9 protein-coding genes and 1 pseudogene are annotated in these 26743 nt (G+C 67.8%); 3 read left to right on the top strand and 7 right to left on the bottom strand.

Going from position 1 to position 26743, the window contains the following annotated elements; genetic code table 11:
- Positions 1–224 precede the first annotated feature (224 nt).
- The 7 genes and pseudogenes from IB256_RS07910 to IB256_RS07880 form a co-directional block, all read right to left on the bottom strand.
- Positions 225–1415 carry an HlyD family efflux transporter periplasmic adaptor subunit gene (locus IB256_RS07910; RefSeq protein WP_192295806.1) on the bottom strand — a complete coding sequence of 397 codons (1191 nt, stop codon included), beginning with the start codon at positions 1413–1415 and terminating at the stop codon, positions 225–227.
- Positions 1405–3564 (bottom strand): type I secretion system permease/ATPase, encoded by a 2160-nt coding sequence (locus IB256_RS07905; protein WP_192295807.1) that lies wholly within the window; start codon positions 3562–3564, stop codon positions 1405–1407. The genes IB256_RS07910 and IB256_RS07905 overlap by 11 nt, the downstream gene beginning before the upstream one ends.
- Positions 3564–4881: pseudogene (locus tag IB256_RS07900) on the bottom strand (TolC family protein). Before IB256_RS07900 ends, IB256_RS07905 begins: the two are co-directional and overlap by 1 nt.
- Positions 4824–16445, bottom strand: a complete 11622-nt coding sequence (locus tag IB256_RS07895) for an Ig-like domain-containing protein (RefSeq protein ID WP_192402014.1) — start codon at positions 16443–16445, stop codon at positions 4824–4826. The pseudogene IB256_RS07900 and the gene IB256_RS07895 overlap by 58 nt, the downstream one beginning before the upstream one ends.
- Before the next feature lie 815 nt (positions 16446–17260).
- Positions 17261–18895 carry a malate dehydrogenase (quinone) gene (mqo, locus tag IB256_RS07890; RefSeq protein WP_192295810.1) on the bottom strand — a complete coding sequence of 545 codons (1635 nt, stop codon included), beginning with the start codon at positions 18893–18895 and terminating at the stop codon, positions 17261–17263.
- A 293-nt stretch (positions 18896–19188) separates the two neighbouring features.
- The gene (locus IB256_RS07885; protein ID WP_037005978.1) at positions 19189–20259 is read right to left on the bottom strand and encodes an AraC family transcriptional regulator; all 1071 of its coding nucleotides are present in this window, start codon (positions 20257–20259) and stop codon (positions 19189–19191) included.
- A gap of 10 nt (positions 20260–20269) precedes the next feature.
- Complete coding sequence (locus IB256_RS07880) at positions 20270–21190, bottom strand: GGDEF domain-containing protein (protein WP_192295811.1); 921 nt, start codon at positions 21188–21190, stop codon at positions 20270–20272.
- 348 nt (positions 21191–21538) lie between these two features.
- On the opposite strand from IB256_RS07880, the gene IB256_RS07875 reads away from it, so the two are divergent.
- The 3 genes from IB256_RS07875 to tolQ are packed head-to-tail and all read left to right on the top strand — an operon-like array spanning position 21539 to position 26742.
- Positions 21539–24052, top strand: a complete 2514-nt coding sequence (locus tag IB256_RS07875; protein WP_192295812.1) for a TonB-dependent receptor — start codon at positions 21539–21541, stop codon at positions 24050–24052.
- Positions 24053–24110: 58 nt separating this feature from the next.
- On the top strand, positions 24111–25994 hold the full coding sequence (locus tag IB256_RS07870) for a phytase (protein WP_192402006.1): 1884 nt from the start codon (positions 24111–24113) through the stop codon (positions 25992–25994).
- Between the two features lie 43 nt (positions 25995–26037).
- The gene (tolQ, locus tag IB256_RS07865) at positions 26038–26742 is read left to right on the top strand and encodes a protein TolQ (protein WP_192402004.1); all 705 of its coding nucleotides are present in this window, start codon (positions 26038–26040) and stop codon (positions 26740–26742) included.
- Position 26743 lies beyond the last annotated feature (1 nt).

Raw genomic sequence — 26743 nt, 5'->3', positions numbered from 1 at the left:
GTAGGAGCGAGCCCGCCCGCAAGCCCCGCCCGGACAACCATGGCAGGCAGGCTCGCCCCTACAGATGCCACGCCTTGTCCTCCCCAGGTTCCCGGCCCTTCCCTGTCAGGGGAAGGAGGCGTATGCCGGGTGTTGCCTTGACCCATTGAATATCAGGCCAGACACGTAGGGCGGATAACGCCACAGGCGTTATCCGCCCTACGCGGCGACCCTTTCAGCCACGGTTACATCAACCGCGCCTTGAGTAACGGCCGCAGCAGGTAGTTCAGCACGCTGCGCTTGCCGCTGAGAATGTCCACCTCGGCGACCATGCCAGGGATGATCGGCAGCACCTCGCCATTGCGCATCAGCTGGCTGCCGTCGGTCTTGATCAGCACCTGGTAGTAGTACTCCTTGCCGTGCACCGTATCTTCTTCGATCGTGTCGGCGCTGATCTGTTCCAGGGTGCCCTTCAAATCACCGTAGATGCTGTAGTCGTAGGCGGTGATCTTGACCTTGGCCGGCATGCCCGGCACCAGGAAGGCCACGTCGCGCGGCTTGACCTTGGCTTCCACCAGTAGGCGTTCCTCCACCGGAATCACCTCCATGATCGGCTCGCCCGGCTGCACCACGCCGCCGCGGGTGCTGATCAACACGGTGTTCACCCGCCCACGCACCGGCGAGAGGATTTCCGTGCGACGCAGCTGGTCCTTGCGCTGCTGGACGATGGGCTCGATCTGCGCCAGCTGGGCCTTCTTCTCCTGCCGCTCAGTGTAAGCATCCTGGAAATAGGTGTTCTTCAGTTCGGTGAGCTTGCCGCTCAGGGTAGCGATGTCCTGGCTCAGCTTGAGTGCCTCCATCTGGCTCACCGCGCGGCGCTCCACCAGCGGCTTGACCAGCGCCAGCTGACTCTGCGCCAGGCGAACCTGCTGCTGCAGCGAGCGAGTGTTCTCCTCCAGCTTGTCGCGCCGCGACTTGAACAGCTCACGCTCGGAACGCGCCACCGGGCCGTCGGCGGGCATGCCTGCGGGGAAGACGATGTGGTCCTGGCCCATGACTTCCGCGTCCAGCCGGGCGATGGCGGCGCCGAGGACCTCGGCCTGGTTGGCCGCTTCCTGCCAGGAGGTCTCGAAGTGCGTGCGGTCCAGTCGCACCAGCGGCTGACCGACCTGCACCAGCTCGCCCTCCTGCACCAGCAGACGGTCGAGGATGCCCCCCTCCAGGCTCTGGATCTTCTGCATGCGGCTAAAGGGCACCACGCGGCCATCGCCTCGCGTCACCTCATCCAGCTCGGCCCAGGCTGCCCAGGCGACAGCGGCGAACAGGCTCAGCAGCAGTGCCCAGAGCAGCGGCCGCGACACCGGGTGACTGGAAGCCAGCAGCGGGTCCTGCAGCTCGCGGCGCAGGCGTTCGGCAGCGCGGGTTTCACTGGCCATGGACGGCTCCTTCCTGTCCGGGAATCTGTACGGTGCGGTCCTTGACGATCTGATCCAGGGCGCCGTCCATCACCACCCGGCCCTGGCTGAGCACCACGGCGCGGGTAGCCACGGCGAGCATGGTCTTCTTGTGCGTGGTCATCACCAGGGTGCGACCTTCCAGCCAGCGTTGCAGGTAACCGATGACGTGCAGTTCGGTGCTCTGGTCGAAGGTAGCGGTCGGCTCGTCGAGCAGCACCACGGGCGGGTCCTGCAGCAGCACACGGGCCAGCCCCACGGCCTGACGCTGACCACCGGAAAGGCTGCCGTTGCCCAGCAGCGGCAGGTCCAGCCCCAGCGGATGCGAGCGGACGAAATCGCCCAGGCCGACGCCATCCAGTGCCTCGAACATCTCGTCATCGCTGATCGCCGCGCCTTCCAGATTGAGGTTGTCGCGCAGGGTGCCGTAGAACAGCGCGACATCCTGGGGCAGGTAGCCGATGTGGCGGCGCCGGTCGGAAGGGTCGATCTGCGCGATGGCCACGTCGTCCAGCAGCAGGCGCCCGGATTGCGCGTCGTACAACCCAGCCAGCAGGCGCAGCAGGGTCGACTTGCCGGCGCCGTTGCCGCCCAGCAGCGCGATGCGCTCGCCGGGGCGGATCTCCAGCGCGGCGATGTCCACCGCCGGCGGGTTCTCGCCGTGGGCCAGCTTCAGCGCCTCCAGGCGATAGTGTCCGGCGAGACGCTCCTTGCGCACGAAGCGCTTGTCCTGCGGGCGCTCCATGGGCGCTTTCATCAACTGGTCGAGCCCTTCCATGGCGACCCTGGTGTGCTGCCAGCGACCGAGGATGCCGGCGGCCTGGGACAGCGGCGCCACCGCGCGAGCGGCGAGGATCGAGCAGGCCACCAGCGCGCCAACGCTCAGTTCGCCGGCGCTGATGCGGTACACGCCGAACACCACCACGCCGACGTAACACAGCTGCTGCACGATGCTCGCGCCATAGGACAGCGCCGTGGTCAGCGTATGCGTGCGCATGGCATTGCCGGCCAGTTGCGCGGTCAGGTTTTCCCAGAGGTGCAGGCAGCGACCCTCGGCGCGGGTGGCCTTGACCGATTCGAGGTTCTCGATGGATTCGAGCAGGATGCCGTTCTTCACCGCGCCCTCTCGCAGGTTCTCCCGCGACAGTCGCGCCAGCACGCCCTGGCAGAACAGTCCGGGAATCAACATCAGCAATGCCGCCACCGCCGGCACCCAGACCAGGTGGCCGCCGATCAGCGCAATGATCAACAGGAACAGCAGCACGAACGGCAGGTCGCTGATCATCGCCGCACTGGAGGCGGTGAAGAATTCACGCACGCCTTCGAACTCGCGCACCTGCGTGCTGAAAGCGCCCACCGAGCCTGGCTTGGCCGCCAGCCGGGTGTTCAGCACGCGCTCGAACAGGAGCGTGGAAAGCTGCAGGTCGATACGCTTGCCCATGGTGGTCAGCAGGTGCCCGCGCAACCCGCGGATGACGCCTTCCAGCACGATGGCCAGGCCCACGCCGGTGGCGAGGATCCACAAGGTATCCATGGCCGCGTTGGGCACCACTCGGTCGTATACCTGCATGGCGAAGAGCGCCGAAGCAATCGCCAGCAGGTTCGCCATCATCGCCGCCATGGCGACTTCGAAATAGGAACGCCAGAGCCGCTTCAGCGGGCCGAAGAACCAGTGGTCCGGCTCACGCCTGGCGAAGTCGCCGACGCGCCCGTCCGCCCGGTAACGGCACTTGGCGAAGATCGCTACGCCGCTGTAGCGATGCTCCAGTTCGGCCAGCGCAATCCGCTCGACGCCGCCATCGCTGTGCGGCACCAGCACGCTGGCGGTCTGCTCATCCTGCTCGCAGAGCACCAGGGTGCAGCCGTCTTCGAGCAGCAGCAGCGCCGGCAGCAGGTAGTTATCCATCTTCGCCAGGGCCAGGCGTTCGACCCGCGCAACTATGTCCGCGCGACGCAGGGCTCGGGGCACGAAGCGCAGCGGCAGGCGGCCCAGGTGCAGTGGCATGCCCTCCCCCAGCTCGGCGACGCCCAGCGGCCGGCCCAGCTGGCGGCAGAGCAGCGAAAGCCCCTGGCGCAGCGGATCGGCCTCGGCCTCATGGTCCGACAGCAGTGCCACATTCTCGGCGTTCATCAGGAGGCTCCCGGGGCCAGGTGGTTTTCCAGCAGTGGCCCGAGCAGGCCGATCTGCGCGGCGGCACGGTACTCCACGCGCTTGCGCTCGAAGCGCAGGTTGGCCAGTTGGCGCTCGGCCTCGAAGCGCTCGCGCTGCACATTGAGCAGGTCGATCACGTCGCGCCGGCCGACCTCGAACTGGTCCCGGTAGACGCCACTGACCTGCTCCGATTCGCGCACCTGCTGGACCAGCGAATCCTGCCGCCAGCGCAGGGTGTCGTCGGTGTCGAAGAGGGTCTGCAGTTTGCGCTTGATATCGCGCTGCATGGCGTCGCGGGTCCAGCGGGTGGATTCCAGGTGCTGCTGGGCGGCGGTGGGCCGGCGGAAGTTGGACAGGCCTTCGAAGGTGTCCATGCGCAGGCGCAGCGACACCACCGAGTCGTTCTCCAGGTGCCCGCCGATCTCCCGGCGCAGCGACGAGGCCTCCAGGTTCACCTGCGGCAGCAGCGAGGCCTTGCTCTCGCGCAGCTTGGCCTCGGCCACTTCGGCGTCCTCGGCGGCCTTGCGGTAGAGCGGGCTGTCGACGATCAGGCGGTTCACGTCGGTACCGACCAGGTAGCGTTGCATGGACAGGGGCTCCGGTTCGGCGAGGTCGGCCGGCGGTTTGCCGACCAGCACCTCGTACTGGTTGCGGGCGTCCTGCAGGGCGCCCTTCTCCAGCGCCAACTGCTCCTGGGCGCGGGACAGTTCGAGGTTGGCGCGGTCCAGTTCGCTGCGGTCGGAATAGCCGTCGCCGCCACGCGCCTGGGTCATCTCGCGGATGTCGCCCAGGCGCTGGATATGCTCGCGTACCGTCTCGATCCGCGCCTGGGCGGCGAGCACGTCGAGGTAGGTCTCGGTGATGTCCAGCGCCGCATCCTCGCGGCTCACCAGCGCGGTTTCATCCAGCTGGCGGTGAGTGGCCCTGGCGCTGTCCACCTTGCTCTTCATCCTGCCCCAGTCGTAGAGCATCTGGGACGCGGTGAGGTCGTAGACCACCTCGCCGAAGTCGAACTCGTTGGGCCCGCCGGACATGCTCACCTGCGGGTAGTAACCGCCCTTGCTGATCTCCACGTCGGTCTTGCCGCGCTCCGCTTCCGCCACCGCGGCGCGCACTTCGGGATGGATGGCGAGGCCGGCGCGCACGGCCTCCTCCAGTGTCTGCCCATGGCCTGCCACGCTCACCAGCAGCAGGCCGTACAACCAGGCGTTGCGTTGCGTCATGCAGTCTTTCCTTCTTCAGGACACGACGACGTGGACGGTGTTCTCCTCCACCAGCAGCGTGGTGTTGCCGAATGAATAGACGTCGTAGCTGACGCCGCTGTGGACCTGGTTGGCCCCGGTATCCACCGCACCCCTCACGGTCAGGGTGTCGTTGGTGTCGCCGGTGATCTGCAGGACATTGTTGGCGTCGGTCACCGCATCGACCTGCGCCGCGGTGAGGGTCAGGCTGCTGGGCGCGGCGTCGCCCTTGCCCAGGCTGATCCGCTCGATGTTGGTCAGGGTCCCGGTGAACAGCGAGCCGTAGGTGAGGTTGATGCCGCTGTCGAGGATCACCGTGTCGAAGCCGGCGCCGCCGTCGACGCTCTTGAAGGTGGTCGACTGCAACTGGATGGTGTCGTTGCCATCGCCCGCCTGCACGATGTCGCCCGTGCCGATATGGAGGAACAGGTCCGCTCCTGCGTTACCGTAGAAGTGCTCGGTGCCGCTGGTGCCCATCAGTACGTCCGCGCCGGCGGTACCGGTGACGCTGATCTCGCCCAGCGCCAGGCTCAGACCGGAGCCGGTCAGGGAAATGCCGTAGGTCGCGCTGGCGTGGCCGGCGGCGTCATAGGCGATCAGGTTGATGCTCAGCTGGCTGCCCAGGTTGAGCAGCTGGGTGACGGACAGGCCGAGTTGCGCCAGCAGGTCCGGCGCCAGCAGGTTGATGGTGAAATGGCCGGTGCTGTCGACGATGGGGTGCAGCGCGACGTTCAGCAGCGGCGTGATGACCTCCACGCCCAGGCTGCCGCCGGCGATGGCCGTGCCGCTGAGGCCCAGCACCGGCGGCAGCAGCCCGACGGCGAGGCCGAGGTTGCCGATGGTGACGGTGTTCTGGGTCAGCACGTTCTCCAGGTTGATGCCCACCAGGTTGCCGACGTTGCCCGCCGCATCACGGGCGCCGACGGTGACATTGGCGTCCAGCAGCTGGTCCCAGCTCATGGCGGTGGCCAGGCCGCTCAGCAGGTCCAGCGAAGCGAGCCCGGCGTTGCTTGCCGAGACTTCCGTATGCGACACCAGCCCGAGCAGCTTGGCATCCACCAGCAGGGTGCTGCTGGGCTCGGCGCCGATGGTCAGCAGGTTGCCCACCAGTGACAGCACCGGGTTGGCCGGCGCGATGGTGTCGAGGGTGAAGTTCGCCGGGGTCGCTGTCAGCCCGCCGTTGACGTCGGCAGTGACGGTCGCCGCGCCCTGCGGGATCGCCGCCACGCCGGCCGCCGGGAGCATGCTCACCAGCACAACGCCAGCGGTGATTTCCGCCGCCGTGAGCACATGGGCCTGGCTGAAGGTATAGCCGCCGGGGCCGTTGTAGCGCAGGGTCAGGGTCTGCCCGGCGCGGGCGCCGGCCGTCAGGCCCACGCGCACCTGGATACCGTCGGCCAGCTCGGCCTTGTTGATGTAACCGTCGGCGGCTTCGGCGATGGTCAGTACCGGTCGCGTGAGGTCTGGCGCCTGCACCTGGATGGTGGCTCCGGCATTGCCGGCAGCATCCACCGCGTTGACCGTCAGCAATTGCCCCGCCGTCAGCGCCGGGCTGAGGTTGACGGTGAAGTTGCCGCTGCCGTTGGCCTGCACCGTAATCGGGTTGGCCGCATCGCCATTGATGACCACCTTCACCGTACTGTTGGCCTCGGCGATGCCGGTGAGCACCGTGCCATTGGCGGAAACGCTCAGGCCGCTGGGTGCGACCGGCGCCACGCTATCGACGCCAATGGTGGTCGCCACGCTGGTGTTGCCGGCGGCGTCCTTCGCCGTGACGCTGACCTGGGTGTTGTTCGCCAGCGGGCTGCCGGGGGTGAAGCTCCAGTTGCCGGTGGCATCGGCGGCGACCTGGGCGATGACAGCGCCGCCGACCTTGAGAATCACCGTCGAACCGATCTCCGCCGTGCCACTGAGTACCGTGCCATTGCTCGGCGCGACGACCGGCGCGGTCGGCGCCACGGCGTCCACCGTGACGTTGGCGGCGACGCTGGTGTTGCCCACGGCATCCTTGGCTACCACGCTGACCTGCACACCGTTGGCCAGCGCCACGCCGGGGGCGAAACTCCACTGGCCCTGGGCATTGGCGGTGACCTGACCGATGACGTTGCCGCCCACGCTGAGTACCACCGTGGAACCGGCCTCGGCAGTACCGGCCAGCAGCGCGCCGTTGCTCGGATTGACCACCGGCAGCGCGGGTGGCAGCGCATCCACCGTGGTGGTGGCGGCAATCAGGCTGACGTTGCCGGCGGCGTCCTTGGCCACCGCGCTGACTACCACGCCATTGCCCACCGGGGTGGTCGGGTTGAAGGTCCAGATACCACTGGCATTGGCCGTCACCTGACCGAGCAGAGCGCCATTGGCGCCGCTGATGATCACCGTCGAATTGGCTTCGGCGGTGCCGGTGAAAGTGACGCCGTTGCTGGCGGCGATGGTCGGCGTATTGGGTGCGACACTATCCACGGTAACGCTCGCCGCGACGCTGGTATTGCCCGTCGCATCCCTGGCCACCACGCTGACCTGCACGCCGTTGGCCAGGGGCACACCGGGGCTATAGGTCCAGTGCCCGGTGCCATCGGCAACGACCTGGGCGATGGGCGCGCCAGCCACGCTGAGCACCACCGTGGCGCCCGCTTCCGCCGTGCCGGCGAGCACACTGCCATTGCTCGGCGAGACCACCGGCACGTTCGGCGCCACCGCATCGACCACCACGGTGGCGACGCCGCTGAGGTTGTTGCTGGCATCGCGGGCCACTGCGTTGATCACAGTACCGTCGACCAGCGGCGTGCCGGGGGTGAAGCTCCAGTTGCCGTTGACATCGGCGTTGACCTGGCCGATGGGCAGGCCGCCGGTGGTGGTCAGGATGATCGTCGCGTTGGCTTCGGCGGTGCCGCTGATGAGCGTGCCGTTGCTCGGTGTGATCACCGGGATCGCCGGCAGGCTGGCGTCGATCACGATGCCTGCCGCCAGGCCTTCGTTGCCCGCCGCATCGCGGGCGCTGGCGGAAACCTCCAGGCCATTGGCCAGGGGCGTGTCCGGGACGTACTGCCAGTTGCCGTTGACGTCGGCCCTAACCTCGGCCAGCAGATTCCCCGCGCCATCACGCAGGATCACCGTGGCGTTGGCCTCGGCGGTGCCCGCCAGTACCGCGCCGTCGCTGGGCACCAGCACCGGCGGCAGCGGCGCGATGGCATCGATGGTGACGCTGACGCTCGCGCTCAGGTTGCCCGTGACATCCACCGTCACGGCGTCCACGACCGTACCGTTGGCCAGCGCCGAGGGCACCGGGAACGACCAGGTGCCATCGCCCTGCACCGCCACCCGCGCCAGCTCCACGCCATCCACGCTGAGCACCACGGTGACGCCCAGTTCGGCAGTGCCGCTGAGCAGCGTGCCGTTGCTGGGGTCGATCACCGGCGGCTCGGGCGCCTGGCTGTCGACCACCGTGGAAGCGGACCCGCTGGTGTTGCCGGCAGCGTCCTGGGCCACGGCGGTGACTGTGGTGCCGTTGGCCAGCGCCGGGCTGGGAGTGAATGCCCAGTCGCCGCTGCCGTTGGCCTGGGTGGTGCCGATGAGGTTGCCGTTGCCGTCGGTGAGGACAACGGTGGCATTGGCCTCGGCGGTACCGGCCAGTTCGGTGCCATTGCTGGGTTCGATGGTCGGCGGCGTCGGTGCGACGTTGTCGACCGTGGTGCTGACCGAGCCGCTGGTGTTGCCCACGGCATCGCGGGTGGCCGCCTGGATCACCACGCCATTGCCCAGCGGCGTGGCCGGGTCGAAGGACCAGTTGCCGGCGCCGTCGGCGACGACGGTGCCGATGGAATTGCCGCCGCCATCGGTGAGCACCACGGTGACGCCGGCCGTGGCGGTGCCGGTGATGTGCACGCCATTGCTCGGGTCGATGGTCGGTACGGCCGGCGCTACGGCGTCCACCGTGGTGCTGGCGGAGCCGCTGGTGTTGCCGGCGGCGTCCCGCGCCACGACGTTGACCACGGTGCCATCGGGCAGCGCGACGCCGGGCGCGAAGGACCACTCCCCGGAGCCATTGGCCGTCACCTGGGCGATGGGGTTGCCGTTGCCATCGGTGAGGATGACCGTGGCGTCTGCCTCGGCAGTGCCCGTGAGCAGCGCGCCGTTGCTGGCATCGATGGTTGGGGTGGGCGGCGCCAGGTTGTCCACCGTGGTGCTGGCCGCGACGCTGGTGTTGCCGGTGGCATCCCTGGCCACGGCATTGACCACAGTGCCATCGGCCAGCGCTGTGCCAGGGGTGAAGGTCCAGTTGCCGCTGCCATTGGCGGTGGTCTGGCCGATCACGTTGCCGTTGCCGTCGGTGAGCAGCACGGTGGCGTTGTTCTCGGCGGTGCCATGCAGTTCGGTGCCGCTGCTCGCCGCGATGGTCGGCGCGACGGGTGCAACCGAGTCCACCGTGGTGCTGACACTGTTGCTGGTGTTGCCGGCGGCGTCCTTGGCCTGGGCATTGACCACGGTGCCGTTGGCCAGCGCCGGGCTGACCGCGAGGCTCCAGGCACCATTGGCGTCGGCGCGCACCTGGCCGATGGCGTTGCCGCCGCCGTCGGTGAGTAGCACCAGCGCATTGGCTTCGGCGGTGCCGGTGAGCAGCGTGCCGTTGCTGAGATTGATGGTCGGGTCGGCGGGCGCGGTGGTGTCCACCGTGGTGCTGACCGAGGAACTCTGGTTGCCGGCCGCATCCACCGATACGGCGTTGACCGTGGTGCCGTTGGGCAGAGCCGGCGATGGCGTGTAGGTCCACTTGCCGTTGCCATCGACGCCGACCTGGGCAATCGGATTGCCGTTGCCATCGGTGAGCACGATGCTCGCCCCGGCCTCGCCGGTGCCGCTGAGCACATTACCGTTGCTGGGCAGAATGGTCGGCGTGGTCGGCGCGGTGGTGTCGACCACCGTGTTGACCACGCTACTGGTGTTGCCGGCGGCATCCTGGGCCACGGCATTCACCGTGGTGCCACCCACCAGCGGCGGGTTGGGGGTGAAACTCCACTGCCCGGTGGTGGCATCGGCGACGACCTGGCCGAGGGGACTGCCGTTGCCGTCGGTGAGAAACACCGTGGCGCCCTGCTCGGCGCTGCCGGTCACCACGTTGCCGTTACTGGCGTTGATGGTCGGGGCGATGGGTGCCACCGCATCCACCGTGGTGCTGGCGGGCGTACTGACGTTGCCGGCGGCATCCTGCGCGACGACATTGACCACCGTGCCGTTGGCCAGCGGCGCAACGGGGGAGAAGCTCCAGTGCCCGGTGCCATCGGCGGTAGTCTGCCCCACAGGGTTGCCGTTGCCATCGGCGAGGATCACCGTGCTGCCGGCCTCGGCGGTGCCGCTGAACTCGGTGCCGTTGCTCGGGACAATGGTCGGCGTATCGGGCGCCAGGGCATCGATGGTGATGGCACTGACGCCACTGGTGCGGCCCTCGACCACGGCCACGGCCACCACTTCGGTGCCATTGGCCAGGGGCAAGCCGGGTTCATAGCTCCATTGGCCGCTGATGGGGTCCGCAGTGACGCGGGTGATCTCGTTGCCGTTGCCATCGCTCAGCACGACCTCCGCGCCGGGCACGGCGGTGCCGGAGATCACACTGCCGTTGCTGGCATTGATGATCGGCGCGTCAGGCAGGGTGTTGTCGACCACCACGCTCTGCAACGGTCCCTGGTTACCCGCAGCGTCACGTGCTACGGCGTTTACCGTGGTGCCGTCGGGCAACGGGCTGGCCGGCGTGAGGCTCCAGTGGCCGTTGGCGTCGGCGATGGCCGTTCCCAGCGGGTTGCCGCTGCCGTCGCTGAGCAGCACGGTGCTGCCGGCCTCTGCGGTCCCCGACAGCAAGGCGCCGTTGGTGGCGTTGATGACGGGCTGCCCCGGCGGCACCGCGTCGATGGTGACTGCGGTCGGCTGGCTGATGTTGCCCGCCGCATCACGCGCGGCGACCTGCAGAACATCCCCGTCGCCGACGGCGCTCGTCGGAGTGATGCTCCACTGCCCCGTCACCGGGTCAGCGGTCGCGCTGCCCAGTTCGACACCGCCACGGCTGATGGTCACGGTACTGCCGGGCTCTGCGGTGCCCGTGAGCACACTGCCGTTGCTCGCCGCGACCACAGGCGCCGACGGCGGCGTGGCATCGATGATGATGCTCGCCACCGAGCTGGCGTTACCGGCGGCGTCCTGGGCGATCACGTCGATCTTCGTTCCGTCGGCCAGCGGCGGGTTCGGGGTGAAGGTCCAGTTGCCGTCCGGGTCCGTCGTGGCCTGGCCGATCAGTACGTTGTTGGCGTACACAAGGGTGATGGTGCTGGCGATCTCGGAGGTTCCGGTGATCAGCGTACCGTTGCTCGGGTCGATGCTCGGCGCCGGCGGTGCGGAAGCATCGACCACCACGCTGTCGCTGCCACTGGTGTTGCCGGCGGCGTCCTGGGCTACCGCGCTGACTGTCACGCCGTTACCCACCGGGGTGGTCGCGGTAAAGCTCCAGCGGCCTTCGGCATCCACCAGGGCGCGGCCGATCTCTCCATCCGGCCCGCTGAGGATGACCGTGCTGCCCGCCTCGGCGGTGCCGGTGAAGGTGCTGCCGTTGCTCGGGAGGATGTCCGGCGCGCCGGGGGCGAGGCCGTCCACGCTGCCGTTGACGATCGGCGTGGTGTTGCCGGCGGCATCGGTGCCCTGCACCGAGATGGCCGTACTATCGGCGATCGGGCTGCCGGGCGTGTAGCTCCAGCGCCCGTCCGGGCCGACCTGCACGCGGGCCGCTTCACTGCCGGCGACGCTGACGATGACCGTACTGCCGATCTCGCCGGTGCCACTCAGTGCCAGGCCATTGCTCGGGTCGAGTGTTGGAGTGCTGGGGGCGCTGGAATCCACCGTCACCTGCACCGGGCCGCTCTCGTTACCGGCTGCGTCGCGGGCGACGATGGTCACCACGGTGCCGTCGGCCAGGGGCTGGTCCGGGGTGAAGGTCCAGTTGCCACCCGCGCCCACCGTGACCTGCCCCAGCGCATTGCCGGCGCCATCGGTGAACACCAGGGTGCTGCCCTCTTCTCCCGTACCGCTTAGCACGGTGCCGTTGCTCGGCCCGGCGGCAGGATTCGTCGGTGCGCTGGTGTCGATGGTCACCGTGGTGCCATTGCTTGCATTGCCGGCCGCGTCGGTAGCGACCACGGTCACGCTGCTGCCATCGGGCAGCGGCGACGCCGGGGTGATGCTCCAGTTGCCCTGGCCGTCGGCGGTGGTCTGCCCCACCGGATTGTTGTTGCCATCGGTCACCGTGACGGTGCTGCCCGGCTCGGCAGTACCGCTGACCTGCGTACCGTTGCCGGGGTTTACCAGCGGGTCGGCCGGCGGCGTGCTGTCGACGGTCACCGTGGTGGTTTCGCTGCGGTTACCGGAGGAGTCCACGGCGACGACGCTCAGGGTCGCGCCGTCGGGCAGCGGCGAGGCCGGGGTGTAGCTCCAGGTGCCGCCGGGGCCGACCGGCACCTCAGCAATGACTTGGCCGTTGGCGGAGATCACCACCACCTGCGCGTTGGGTTCGGCGGTGCCGCTCAGTTCGGCGCCGGTGCTGGGGGTGACCACCGGCGCAGCCGGCGGCTGTGCATCCACGGTCACGCCCACGGTGCCGCTTTCGTTGCCCGCCGCGTCGCGGGCCATCACCGTCACCTGGGTACCGTTGGGCAGCGCCGGCTGTGGAGCGAAGCTCCAGACACCGCCGCCATCGGCGATGGCCTCACCGATGACGTTGCCGCCGGCGTCGCGAATGATCACCGTGGCGTTCGCCTCGGCAGTGCCGGTGAATAGCTGGCCATTGCTCGGATCGACCGCTGGACTTGGCGGCGCCACGGAATCCACCGTGGTGTTCGCCGGCTGGCTGACATTGCCGGCCGCGTCGCTCGCCGTGACGTTGACCAGCGTACCGTCGGGCAAGGCCGTACCGGGTGTGAAGGTCCACTGGCCGTTGCCGTCTGCCGTGACCACAGCGATGGGGTTGCCGCTGCCGTCGGTGAGCGTGACCGTGGAGCCCGGCTCCGCCGTGCCCGTCAGGGTTGCGCCCGTACTGCCGTTGATGGTGGGCGCGACCGGCGCCACGGAGTCCACCGTGCCGACGATGGGCACGCTTTCATGGCCGCTGACCGGGTCGACAGCGACCACCTGGTAATCGGAGCCGTTGGCCAGCGGCGAAGCCGGCGTGACGCTCCAGTTGCCGTCGCCATCGGCGGTGGTGCGGCCGATCTCGTTGCCGTTGGCATCACGCACTATCACCTGCTGGCCGGCCTCGGCGGTGCCGCTGATGACACTGCCGTTGCTCGCATCCGGTGTCGGCGGCGTGGTCAGGTTGCTGTCCACCGTCGTGGTGGTTTCCGCACCGACATTACCCGCCGCATCGCGCACCGCCAGGCGCAGCACGAAGCCTGTGGGCAATGCCTGGCTGAAGCGGAACAGCCAGAAGCCATTGAGGCCCACCGCCGCCTCCCCCAGGGGCTGGCCGGAGGCATCCATGATCACCACGGTGCTGCCCGGCTCGGCGGTCCCGCTGATCTGCGTGCCGTTGCTCGGCCCGGCCGAGGGCGCAGTGGGCGGCAGGTTGTCGACGGTGATCTGACCGACCTGGCTGACGTTGCCCGCCGCATCCGTCGCGGTGGCGCGCACCTGGGTACCGTTGCCCAGGGGCGTGCCCGGCGTGAAGGACCAGTCCCCGGTGATCGGGTCGGCCACCACCTGGGCGATGGGGTTGCCGTTGCCATCGGTCAGCGTCACCGTACTGCCCGGCTCGGCCAAGCCATGCAGCACGTCGCCGTTGCTCGCGTCGATCTGCGGGGCATCGGGCGCCTGGCGGTCCACGGTCACAGGCGTCGGCTGACCGACGTTACCGGCAGCGTCGCGGGCAACCACGGAAACCTGCGTGCCGCTGGGCAAGGCCGACGGCGGCGTGAAGCTCCACTGTCCGGTGCTGGCGTCGGCCGTGACCTGGCCGATGGGATTGCCATTGGCATCGAGGATGATCACGGTGGCGCCTTGCTCGGCGCTGCCACTGAAGCTCAGACCATTGCTGGCGTTGACCTGCGGCGGTGGCGGCGCGACGGCGTCCACCACGACGCTGGTGGGCGGGCTGGGGTTACCGGCGGCATCGATGGCCCGGACCACCACCACCGCTCCGTCGGGCAGCGAGGCTCCGGGAGTGAAGGACCATGCGCCGCTTATACCGTCGGCGCGCACCTGGCCGATGGGGTTGCCCTGGTTGTCGACGAGGGTCACCAGGCTACCGGGCTCGGCGATACCACTGAGAACGGTGCCGTTGCTGACGTCCACCTGGGGCGCATCGGGAGCCACTCCATCGACGACCAGGTTGACCACCTGGCTCTGCTGACCGCTCTGCGGATCCACCGCGACAACCTGCAACTGGGTGCCATCGGGGAACTGCACGCCGGGGATGTAGCTCCAGTGGCCGTCGCCATCGGCAGTCACGGTCGCGATCGGGTTGCCGTTGGCGTCGCGAATCTCCACGCGATCACCGACATCCGCCAGGCCGCTGATGTTCGAACCGTTGCTCGGGTCGACCGTGGGCGTCGAGGGAATGCTGGAATCCACCGTGACGCTGGCCGCCGCTCCGGTGTTGCCGGCAGCGTCCGCAGCCGTCACCGATAGCACCGCGCCATTGGCCAGCGGCGGGTTGAAGATGAACTGCCAGTGGCCGCTGCCGTCGGCCTGGACCTGGCCGATCACCTGGCCGTCGGCATCGCTCAGCAGCACCGTGCTGTTGGCTTCCGCGATACCGCTGAACAGCCCGCCATTGCTCGGGTTGACCGTGGGCGCCGCTGGCGGCTGGGTATCCAGGGTGGTCTGCGCCGGGCCGCTGAGGTTGCCGGCGGCGTCCTTGGCGACGACGGTGACCTGGGTGCCGTTGGGCAGGGGCGAACCGGGATGGTAGCTCCAGTGCCCGGTCTCATCGGCAACGACGGTCGCCAGCGGGGTTCCGTTACCGGTGGTGAGCACGACCGTTGCACCGGCCTCCGCCGTTCCCTCCAGTCCTCCGGCATTGCCCGAGGTGATGACGGGCGTGCCGGGCGCGATGCCGTCCACCGTGATGCTGGTGGAACCGCTCTCCCCCTGCGGCCCGCGTGCCACGGCATTGACCACGGCGCCGTCGGCCAGCGGAGTGATGGGGGTGAAGCTCCAGTGGCCATCGCCACCGACCAGCGCCACGCCGATCAGGGTGCCCTGGGCGTTGGTCAGGTAGACCTGGGTGCCGACCGTCGCGGTGCCCTGGATGAGGTGGCCGTTGCTCGGGTCGATCACCGGTGCGGGCACGCTCCCGCCCGGCGCGTGGATGGTGGCAATCGGGCTGGCGTTGCCGGCTGCGTCGCGGACGATGATCGAAACGATCTGCCCGGCTGGCAGCGGCGAATCGAGGTTGAGACTGAAGCGGCCGTCGGGCCCGACCTGCACGGTCAGGTCAGGGGTGCCGTCATTGTTCAGGTCGATGGACAGCGAGCTGCCTGGCTCGGCGATCCCGGCAAGGCCCCTGCCGTCGGCGCTGATCGTCAGGTCATGGGCCGGTTCCGGCGGCGTCGTGTCGGGCCCGTTCACCACGGTCGACGGGCTGGTATTCCCGGCCGGGTCGGTCACCGTCACCGATACACCCTGGCCGTTGGTCACCGGAGTCGGGAGGGTGATCTCGAAATGCCCGTCGGAGCCGGCAACCCCGGTGGCGTCGGGGACACCGTCGCCGTTGGTGTCAACCTTCACGGTAGAGCCAGGCTCGGCGCTGCCGCTGACCTTGCTGCCATCCTCGGACACCGCCACGCCCGTCGCGGCCTCCGGCGCCGTGGTATCCGGCGCCGTGACGATTGTGCCGGAACTGGCGCCGCCACCATTGGGCCCGCGCACCACCACTGTGACATTCTCACCGTTGCTCAGCGGCGGACTGACGGGCACCTGGAAGTTGCCGTTGCCATCCACTGGCGCGGTGTAGTCGGGTTGGCCATCGCCGTTGACGTCCACCTCGACGGTCGTACCCGGCGTGGCACGGCCGGTGATCACAGCACCGTCAGGGCTGACCGTGACATCGGTGGCCGGCGCGGGAGGCGCTGGTGGGTTGCTGCCTCCACCACCGCCACCGCCACCGCCACCGCCGCTGCTGGCGATGGCGGCGCCGCCGGCAATCACCGCGGCGCCGGCGAGGATGGTCCCGGCGGTCCCCAAACCGGCGATACCACCGGCGGCACCCGCACTGCCCGCAGCGGCGCCGGCCTCGGTGAGTGACTCGAATCCGGCATCGATGGGCTCGGCGGCGTAGGTAGGCATCAGCGTGCCGTCAGCGGCGACCTGATCCAGCTCGGTCACCACCAGGTCGCCCTTCTCGTCCACCAGGTACAGCTGGCTGGGCGGCTGGCCTTCGGCAAAGAAGTTGGCGATGCGGAGGGTCTCGCCATCCTTGAGCTGCACCACGAGGTCGGCGCCGACCTGCTGGTAACTGGCGACCGCGTCGGCAGTGACGTCCAGGGCCACGTTGCTGGCCTGCTGAAGAACGATGCTCCCTTCGACCGTCTGCTGCGTGGCGGTGGCCACCTGCACCTGAGACGCCACGACCTTCGCCTGGATCGCCATGCTGACTTCCTCTGCCCGGAATAATGTTTTTGTTTATGGCCAGAAAGAGATAGCAGCTTCTGTGCAGCGCGCCGGAAGCGCTCCGAAAGGCTCTTGGACGAAGGGTTTAATTGAAAGGTAGTAACCTATGCACCGGGCAGTAAGTTCAGTTTTTATTGACCAATGGAAGATAGGATCGCCATCAACTACCGCTGCGCTTTTTGACAATTATTTGACATTTGCCGCAGGCGCCGTGCGCTCTGCTCTTTCGCACGAACCGGGCGAATCGATAACTTGAACCGCATGTCGCAACAGGCATCCGACAATATTCAGTCGCTTGTTCGAGTATCGCCAATGGCTGACATCCTTGTAATCCCTGGATTACAGAAAAGCCGTTCGTCGGATTGCCTGATCCGACTCGATCCTGTCCGCCCGGACAGGCCACAACCGGAACACAAAGACGCCCGGAGCCCCGAAACAGAGCGAAGCGGCAGAAGAGACCCGCTGACATGCAAAAATGAATGTAAAAGGTCTATCCCCAGCGGGAAACGACAGCCAGTTCCACCTGTTGAATAGCGCTGGATCAACTTCAGGCGAGACCTGTAGAACCGCGCTTAATTGAAGGCTCGGATAGACCCTGATATTCCAGAGTTGGAATCAGCGTCCGCAATAGAAGCGGTCAACGGCGGAATAACGAATGGCATCCGCCAGGAGATATCGCGCGACGGCCACCCAACTAAAGCCGGGGCAGTTAGACCGCCGGGGATATATAACAGAGTGTCCGAAGACCGAACGGGAAGTCCGGGCTTCGGAACTCACTTACTCAGCGCGCCAACTTACAGCGCCATATCGCTGGAGGCCTTTTCCGGCGCCGGGGCGGCATCGGTCGGCTGGGTGGCCGGGGCCTGGTCGATGGCCGGCGGCGGGTCCAGTTGCAGGACCTTGGCGGTGTAGCTCCACTCCTCGAACGTCTTCTCCGGGCTGTCGTTGAGTCTGGTGCCGTAGCTCGGGACGATCTGGTGGACCTTGGCCTGCCATTCAGGGGTGGCGAGTTTGTCCTTGAACACCTTCTCCAGCACGCTGAGCATGATCGGCGCGGCGGTGGAAGCACCCGGCGATGCACCCAGCAGGCCGGCGATGCTGCCGTCGGCGGCAGAAACGATCTCGGTGCCGAGCTTCAGCACGCCGCCCTTGTCCGCATCACGCTTGATGATCTGCACGCGCTGGCCGGCCTGCCAGAGGCGCCAGTCCTCGGCCTTGGCTTCCGGGAAGTACTCGCGCAGCGCAGCGAGGCGGTCGTCGTCGGAAAGCATCAGCTGGCCGGCGAGGTATTCCACCAGCGGGTACTCGTCGATACCTACGCGGGTCATCGGCCAGACGTTGTGGACGTTGGTGCTGCCCAGCAGGTCGAGGTAGGAGCCTTCCTTGAGGAACTTGGTGGAGAAGGTGGCGAACGGCCCGAAGAGGATCACGCGCTTGCCGTCGAGCACGCGGGTGTCCAGGTGCGGCACCGACATCGGCGGTGCGCCGACCGACGCCTTGCCATAGGCCTTGGCCAGGTGCTGCTGGGCGATGGTCGGGTTCTCGGTGACCAGGAACGAGCCGCCCACCGGGAAGCCGGCGTAGTCCTTGGCTTCCTCGATGCCGGACTTCTGCAGCAGGCGCAGGGCGCCGCCGCCGGCACCGATGAAGACGAACTTCGCGTCGGTCTGGGTAACGCTGCCGTCCTTGAGGTTCTTGTAGCCGACGCGCCAGGTGCCGTCGTCGTTGCGCGTGATGTCCTCGACTTCGCTGGAGAGCTTCAGGCTGAAGTTCGGCCTGGTCTGCAGGTAGCCGGCGAACTGGCGGGTGATCTCGCCGAAGTTCACGTCGGTGCCGATCGGCGTCCAGGTGGCGGCGATCTTCTGCGACGGATCGCGGCCCTGCATCATCAGCGGCACCCACTTGGCGATCTGCGCCGGGTCCTCGGAGTACTGCATGCCGCGGAACAGCGGGCTGGCCTGCAGCGCCTCGTAGCGCTTCTTGAGGAAGGCGATGTTGTCGTCGCCCCAGACGAAGCTCATGTGCGGGGTGGTGTTGATGAACGAGCGAGGGTTCTTCAGCACACCGTTCTGTACCTGCCAGGCCCAGAACTGACGGGAGATCTGGAAGGATTCGTTGATCTCCACCGCCTTGGCGATGGTGACGTTGCCGTCCTTGTCCTCGGGGGTGTAGTTCAGCTCGGCCAGGGCGGAGTGGCCGGTGCCGGCGTTGTTCCAGCCGTTGGAGCTTTCCTGGGCGACGCCGTCCAGGCGCTCGACCATCTCCATGCTCCAGCCCGGTTCCAGCTCGTTGAGCCAGACGCCCAGGGTGGTGCTCATGATGCCGCCGCCGATCAGCAGCACATCGACTTTCTTGGTGTCCGCGAACGCGGGCGCGCAATTCACTGCCAGAGCGAGGCCCAGCAGCGCCCCGCTAACTTTCTTGATCATCGAAAGGTTTCTCGTCGTTAGGGCTTGGCCTTCCCCACCGGCGTCATACAGCGTGAAGGCCAGGCCCCGCGCACGGAGCGCAAACGATGGGCAAGGCGACAGATGACGAGGATGAGTCGGGACTCAGTTCCCTCCTCCGCCGGCTCTGGGGCCTGCTTGATGGAATGAGGGACGTCCTGCGCAGAGAGACACGCAAAGCCTTCGGCTTTGGCTTTTGTTGTGGGAGGGATGCATGGTCTGCTGAAACGTTTGCGCATTCTATAGAAAGCGAACTGCATCACCAACCGTTTCGCTCAACTATCCGTTGCACGGTGCTCCAGCCAGCTATCCCGCCCCGGTCGAAGATCCCGCACCGCGCTGGGCACCAGGCCCGTCCAGCGTTTGAATGAACGGCGGAAGTTGGTGGTGTCGGTGAAGCGCAGGTACTCGGCGACCTCCTCGTTGCTGTAGCCACGCGACCAGTACAGGTACAGCGCCACGTGCTTGCGCACCTCGTCGTGCACCGCCTGGAAGTGCGTCTGGTGTTTCTGCAGCTTGCGCTTGCAGGTGGCCGGGCTGATGCCCATGCGCTCGGCGAGCCGGTCGAGGCTCAGCGGGTCGCGGGCCTCGCGCTGCAACAGGCGGTAGACATGCTCCAGAACGCCCTCACCCAGGCCCAGTTGCTCCTGCTCGCGCCGCGCATCGCGCTGCGCCGCCTGGCCGGCGGTGAGCGAGGCGCGCGGCCAGGGCTTCACCAGGTAGTCGCGGGGAATCAGCATGGCATCGACATGGCAGTCGAACTGCAGGTTGAGCCCCAGGTGCGCCTGGTACTGCTCGATGTAGTCGGGCCGCGAATGGGCGAACAGGTACTTCCACGGCAGGCGCTCGTCGGACAACCAGCGGCACAGCGCAGTCACGGCGGTCATGCCACTCTCCACCAGGAAGCGACGGGCGCCGCCGACACCACAGGCGTCGACCCAGTACAGGCAGGCGAAGCGCTCCTCCACCAGCAGGCGCGGGGCGAGCAACGGGCTGAAGCGCGCGCGGTGGCGGATCAGCAGGTCCAGCGCTTCCTGCAGGTTGGCGGCGTGCATCAGCGCGCCACTGGCGGCGCCCTGGTGCCCCGGCAGCAGGCGCTGGCCGAAGAGAAAGCCCAGCTCCTCGCCGCCGCTGCCCTGGCGGCAATTGTCCACCAGCCGCAGGTACTGCTCGGCGCTGATCAGCCGCTGGCCGGCGATGATGTCTTCCTGGAACAGCCCGGTGCCACGCAGCAGGCGGTGACTGTCCAGTTCGCGGCTGAGCGCGAGGTCGAGCAGGCAGGCTGGCTGGTGTTGCGCCGGGATGAAGCGCAGGTCGCGCTCGTAGTAGTTCAACGGGGCCTCCATGCGACAGGCCTCAGGCGCTGCGGGCCAGGCGCGGCCGTGACTTGGCGCGCGCCATGGACAGGCTCAGCCGCTCCAGCAGGCTGTCCGACGATTCGTCGCGCGCCATGCAGGCCACCGCAGTGGCGCTGAGGACGAGGCTCTCGCCCTGGGGCACGCTCTTGTGCGAGTAGTAGCGCACGGCGTTCTCCAGCTCACCGGCGATGCGCCAGGCCTGGGCCTCGCCAGTGCCGGGCAGGAGGGCAACGAAACGATCGCCGGCCAGCCGGCACAACAGGTCGCAGTGGCGCAGGTTGAGCAACAGCAACTGACTCACCGCCTGCAGCACGCGGTCGCCCTCGGCGTGGCCATGGTTGCGGTTGAAGGGTGCGAAGTCGTCCAGGTCCACCAGCACCAGGGAGAACGCCTGCTGCTCCTCGCCGGAGCGACGCTGCTCCAGCTCGATCTGCCGGCGCAGGTAGGCGGCGCCGTTGAGCGGGGTCAGGCGGTCGTGGTGGAGGTGCTCGCGGAACAGCCGCTCGCGCTTGCTCAGTTGCTGGCCGAGGGCTTTCTGCTCCTTGCTCCAGTGGTACAGGCCGAGCGTGATCAGCAGCAGGCCGATGGGCATCGGCACCGATTCGAGCCAGTGGTCCCAGGAAATCTCCGCAGGCAGCTGGATGAATTCGTCGAGGGCATCCATCCACATGGAGAAGAACACCGCCCCCAGGCCCACCGCCAGCAACGTGGTGACCCGCCCGGCCGGCCGGTGCGCGAGCACCAGGCAGACCCAGCAGAAGGCCAGCAGCGCCGAACCGCCCTCGCCCACCACGTCGAGCCAGTCGATCCGGTCCCAGGTCTTGATTTGCCCGGCTGCGAGGTAGAGCACCAGGCCGATGTTGGCGAGCACGACCAGTGCGATCAGTTTCAGGCGGTGCAGCTTGAGCAGGTTGGACATGGGAGCGGTATCCGCAACGAGTGACGGACGCCAGCCAAACAGGTCCCCGTGATGCTTTGATGACAGCGCCGAGGGTGCAATCGGCTCACTCGAAACCGCCCCCATCCTGCGAAAAAGTCCTGTGCCGCCGCTCCCCGCACCAAGCCCTGCGCCCTGCCGCCGGGGCTGAGCCGAACGCACCGGGTCAATTGGGCTCAGAAACCTGCCCTGCAATGCTGAAACCCCTGTATTTCGCGGCCTGCAGCTGATCGCTGTCACGTAACCGTCATTCCCGCTGCCTAGCTTCCGCTCCCCAGTTGACCGGGCCGAATCGCCCCGGTCGGGGGAACAGGCACAAGGGGAAATGCCGTGATCGATCAGCAATTGCCGCGGACGCTGCGTCCGCTGTTCAAGGTCAGCGCCCTGGCGCTGGCGATTGCCGCCACGCCGTCAGGCTGGGCCGAGGAAACCACCGAGGCCGGCGAAAGCGTCACCGTGTACGGCCAGGCCGACAGCCTGGACAAGGCCCTGCGTCAGCAGCGCCGCTCCGACAGCGTGGAGAGCGTGGTGCATGCCGACAGCATCGGCCAGCTGCCCGACAGCAACGCCGCCGAAGCCCTGCAGCGCGTACCGGGGACGTCCGTCGAGCGCGACCAGGGCGAAGGCCGCTTCGTGCGGGTTCGCGGCCTGGGCCCCGACCTCAATGCCGTCACCATCAACGGCACCCTGGTGCCCTCGCCCGAGGCCGGTCGCCGCGCCGTGGCGCTGGACGTGCTGCCCAGCGAACTGATCCAGTCACTGTCGGTGGTCAAGACCCTGACCCCGGACATGGACGCCAACTCCCTGGGCGGCACCATCGAGGTGGAAAGCCTCTCCGCCTTCGACCATGACGGCCTGTTCTTCAGCGGCACCGCACAGACCAGCTACGACGAGAACACCAACCGCTTCAGCCCGAAATACTCCGGCGCCGCCAGCCAGCGCTTCAGCCTGGGCGACGGCACCGACAACTTCGGCGTGGCCGCCGCGCTCAGCTGGCAGAAGCGCAAGTTCGGTTCGGACAACGTCGAGACCGGCGGCGACTGGGACTTCGACGACGGCGCCCGGCTCAACAGCCTGGAGCAACGCGACTACGACATCCAGCGTGAACGCAGCGGCGGCGCGCTGAACTTCGACTACCGCCCGGACGACGACAGCAAGCTCTGGTTGCGCACGCTCTACAGCGAGTTCAAGGACGAGGAAACCCGGCAGTCCACCAAGATCGACTTCGAGGATGCCCTGGCCGAAGGCGAAAGCGGCGAAGCGGAAGTCGAGCGGCGCCTGAAGAGCCGCGAGGAGACCCAGACCATCCAGTCCTATGTCTTCGGCGGCGAACAGCGGCGCGGCGACTGGACCTTCAGCGGCCAGGTCGGCTGGAGCAAGTCCGACGAGGACAGTCCCGGCCACATCGACCCGGCCGTCTACAGCGGCGGCGACATGGACAGTGGCTGGTATGACAGCGAGAAGCCCCGCCTGAACATCGACTCGGCCTTCTACGACCCGACCCGGTTCAGCCTGGACAAGGTCGAGTGGGGCAAGTCCTACACCTCCGACCGCGAGAAGAACCTGCGCCTGGACCTGGCCCGCGACTACGACCTGGCCGGCAACGCGTCGACCTTCAAGTTCGGCGGCAAGCTCAGCCGACGCACCAAGGACAACGACGAGGACGTCTGGAAGTACGAAGACCTCGCCGACGCGGGCCTGAGCGATGACCAGCTGAACCTCTCCAATGCGCTGGACGGCACCGTTCACTATCGCCTGCAGAAGTTTGGCCAGGGCATCTCCGCCGACGCCATCAAGCACCTCATCGGCGGGCTGGACGCATCGCAGTACTACGACGAGGAAGCCTCCACCATCAATGACTTCCGCATGCACGAAGACATCGATGCCGGCTACTTCATGAATACCGTGGACGTCGGCGACTGGCGCTTCATCGCCGGCCTGCGCTACGAGGGCACGCACTTCGAGGCCAGCGGCACCGGCATCGACAACGGCGACTACCAGGCCATCGAGCGCAAGCGCGACTACCACCACTGGCTGCCGGGTCTGCACGCCCGCTACCAGCTGGACGACCAGACGCAGATCCGTGCGGCCTGGACCAACACCGTGGTGCGCCCGACCTTCGAGCAACTCGCGCCCGGCTATGCCATCGACGGCGACGAAGCCGAGTTCGGCAACCCCGACCTCGCCGCCCTGCGCTCGCACAACCTGGACCTGGCCATCGAGCGTTACCTGGGTCGCGCCAGCGTGGTTTCGGCGTCGCTGTTCTACAAGGACATCAAGAACTTCGTCTACAACACCGACCTCGCCGGCAGCGGCGCCTGGGCGGACTTCGACGAGGCGGCCACTTTCGCCAACGGCGACAAGGCCAAGGTCTACGGCCTGGAACTGGCCTGGTCGCAGAAAATGGTCATGCTCCCCGCGCCCTGGGACGGCCTGCTGCTGGGCGCCAACGCCACCTTCAGCCGCTCGCGGGCCGAGATCGCCGATGCCGACGGCAACAAGCGCAACATAGACCTGCCCAGCCAGTCCGACGTCACCGGCAATCTGCTCATCGGCTACGAGAAGGACCGCCTGAGCCTGCGCCTGACCGCCAACTACAAGTCCGATTACCTCTATGAGGTCGGCAACGTCAGCGACAAGCGCTACGACAGTCGTGTCGACGACCAGACGCAGATCGACTTCAGCGCGCGCTACTCGCTGACGGACAACCTGCAGGTGTTCTTCAACGCCGAAAACCTCGGCGACGAGCCCTACTACATCTACAGCGGCCACCGTCGCTACAACTACCAGTACGAAGAGTACGGCCCGACCTACACCGTCGGCCTGACCCTCACACACTTCTGAGGACCGCGCACGCCGGTCCGCCGGCGTCCGCGCAGCACCACAAGGACAGACGCCTTCCATGAAACGCCGCTACTCCCTGACTCCGCTACTCGCCAGCCTGCTGCTGGCCGGCTACGCCTGCGCCGAATCCGTCGCCCTGCAACCCTGGCCGACCCGTGCCAAGGCCCAGGCCATCGCCCTGCTGCCCGGCGCCGGCAGCGTCGTCGCCAGCAAGCGCGACGGTCTCCTGCTGCTGGACGAGGCAGGCAGCGAACGCGGTCGCCTCGCCGGCCGCTACGACTTCCTCGACCAGCGCCCCTGGGGCGACGGCAGCCTGCTCGCCACCTTCGACCGGGAACGCCAGCAGCCGCTGTTGCAGCCGTTGGCCGGCGACGGCCACTGGGGCGCTGCGCTGCGCCTGCCGAGCCCGGACTTCGCGGTCAACGGCCAGTGCCTCTACCGTGACGCCAGCGCCAACCTCTACCTGTTCCTGGTCGGCGAGAACGGCCAGGGCGAGCAATGGCTGGTCGGCCACGGCCAGAAGCTCGAGCGCGAGGCTCGCAAGGTGCGTCGCCTGGCCCTGCCGCCGAGCGCCGAGCTGTGCCGCGCCGACGACAGCGACGGCACCCTGTACGTCGACGAACCGGGCATCGGCCTCTGGGCCTATGGTGCCAACCCGGAGGCAGACGGCAGCCGCCTGCCGGTGGACCTGAGCGCGCCCTATGGCAGGCTCGCCGGATCGCTCAGCGGACTGGCGGTGGTGCCCGGCGGCGTACTCGCGCTGGACAAGGGCCCGGCCCTGCAGCGCTACGTGCGTCAGGGCGACGGTTGGGAGAACCTCGGCGCGATCGCACTGAACGGCCCGAAGAAAGCCGAACAACTTGCGGCCACCGAACAGGCCGGCACGCTGCGCATCGTCCTGCAGGACGATGCCAGCGGGCACTACTACCACGCCGAAGTCCCTGCCCTGCCCGCACGCGCCGAAGCGCCCCGCACGCTACCCGAGGTGATGCCGGCGGTGCAGACGCAGAGCGTGCAGCGCCATGGCGACGCCGCCGATGACCCGGCAATCTGGGTCAGCGCGAAGAACCCGAAACTCAGCCGCGTACTGGGCACCAACAAGCAGGAAGGCCTGCTGGTCTTTGACCTCCAGGGTCGCCAGTTGCAGAGCCTGGCTGCCGGGCTGGTGAACAACGTCGACGTGCGCCACGGCTTCCGGCTCGGCAATCGCCGCGTCGACCTGGCGGTGGCGAGCAACCGCAGCGACAACAGCCTGACTCTGTTCGCGATCGAGCCGGCCGACGGCAAGGTGCGCGAGATCGGCCGTGTGCCAACGCCGCTGGAGGAAGTCTACGGCCTGTGCCTGTATGCGCCCCGCGACGGCGACATCCAGGCCTTCGTCAATGACAAGGACGGACGCTTCCAGCAGTACCGACTGAGCGCTCCCGGCGGCCAGGTGAAAGGCGAGCTGCTGCGCGAATTCCGCGTCGCCAGCCAGCCCGAAGGCTGCGTCGCCGATGACCGCAACCAACGGCTGTTCCTCGGTGAAGAAGACGTGGCGGTCTGGACCCTCGGGGCCGAGCCGGACGCCAAGGCCGAGCCGGAACAGGTACTGGCCGTGGGCGACCTGCTCCGTGACGACGTCGAGGGCCTGGCCCTCTACCACGGCGCCAAGGCCAGCTACCTGCTGGTTTCCAGCCAGGGCAACGACAGCTACCTGGTGCTCGACGCCGCCGCGCCCTACCGCGTTCGCGGTGCCTTCCGCGTCGGCCTGAACGCCGCAGCCGGCATCGACGGCACCTCGGAAACCGACGGTATCGAAGTCACCTCGGCCAACCTGGGCGGCGCGTTCGGCCAGGGAATGCTGGTGGTGCAGGACGGCCGCAAGCGCCTGCCCGAAGGCACGCAGAACTTCAAGTACGTGCCGTGGGCGGACATCGCCCGCGCCCTCAACCTCGACTGACCACCAGGCTCCCCGTGACGGGGAGCCTCACCGGGAGACCACCATGCAAGCCACTCTCGAACACACCAGCATCTGGGCATTGGTCGAAGCCGCCAGCCCGCTCGCCCAGGCCGTGCTGCTGATCCTCCTGGCCGCCTCGCTGGTGAGCTGGTACGTGATCGTCCAGCGCAGCCTGCTGCTGGGCGGCGCCCGCCGACGCCTGCGCGCCTTCGAAGCGCGCTGGCGGGCCAGCGGCGACCTGCAGCGGCTGTTCCGGGAAACCACCGAACCCGGCGAGGACGCCGGCGTCGAGCGTATCTTCCATGCCGGTTACCAGGAGTTCCTGCACCTGCGTGACGAGCCGGGCATCGATCCCGCGCTGCTGATCGAGGGCAGCGAGCGCGCCATGCGCGTGGCCATCGCCCAGGAGGAGGAACGCCTGCAGCGCGGCCTGCCGTTCCTTGCCACGGTCGGCTCCACCAGCCCGTACATCGGCCTGTTCGGCACCGTCTGGGGAATCATGAACGCCTTCATCGGCCTCTCCGGCGTGCAGCAAGCCACCCTCTCCACCGTCGCGCCGGGCATCGCCGAAGCCCTGGTCGCCACCGCCGTCGGCCTGTTCGCAGCGATCCCGGCAGTCATGGCGTACAACCGTTTCGCTGCCAGTTCCGACCAACTGCTGGGCCGCTACTGCGCCTTCGCCGAACAGCTGCAGGCCCAGCTCAACCGTCGCATCCACGCCGCCCCGGCGCTGGCCGCGGCGGCCTGAC

The organism is Pseudomonas sp. PDM17 (assembly GCF_014851985.1).
Classification (GTDB): Bacteria; Pseudomonadota; Gammaproteobacteria; order Pseudomonadales; family Pseudomonadaceae; genus Pseudomonas.
Note: the sequence above shows the minus strand (reverse complement) of the source record. Positions and strands in the feature narration are given on the sequence as shown.

Excerpts from the sequence above, each read along its gene's own strand:
- IB256_RS07910 (WP_192295806.1), bottom strand. The coding sequence starts at position 1,415 with ATGGCCAGTGAAACCCGCGCTGCCGAACGCCTGCGCCGCGAGCTGCAG.
- IB256_RS07905 (WP_192295807.1), bottom strand. The coding sequence starts at position 3,564 with ATGAACGCCGAGAATGTGGCACTGCTGTCGGACCATGAGGCCGAGGCC.
- IB256_RS07895 (WP_192402014.1), bottom strand. The coding sequence starts at position 16,445 with ATGGCGATCCAGGCGAAGGTCGTGGCGTCTCAGGTGCAGGTGGCCACC.
- mqo (WP_192295810.1), bottom strand. The coding sequence starts at position 18,895 with ATGATCAAGAAAGTTAGCGGGGCGCTGCTGGGCCTCGCTCTGGCAGTG.
- IB256_RS07885 (WP_037005978.1), bottom strand. The coding sequence starts at position 20,259 with ATGGAGGCCCCGTTGAACTACTACGAGCGCGACCTGCGCTTCATCCCG.
- IB256_RS07880 (WP_192295811.1), bottom strand. The coding sequence starts at position 21,190 with ATGTCCAACCTGCTCAAGCTGCACCGCCTGAAACTGATCGCACTGGTC.
- IB256_RS07870 (WP_192402006.1), top strand. The coding sequence starts at position 24,111 with ATGAAACGCCGCTACTCCCTGACTCCGCTACTCGCCAGCCTGCTGCTG.
- tolQ (WP_192402004.1), top strand. The coding sequence starts at position 26,038 with ATGCAAGCCACTCTCGAACACACCAGCATCTGGGCATTGGTCGAAGCC.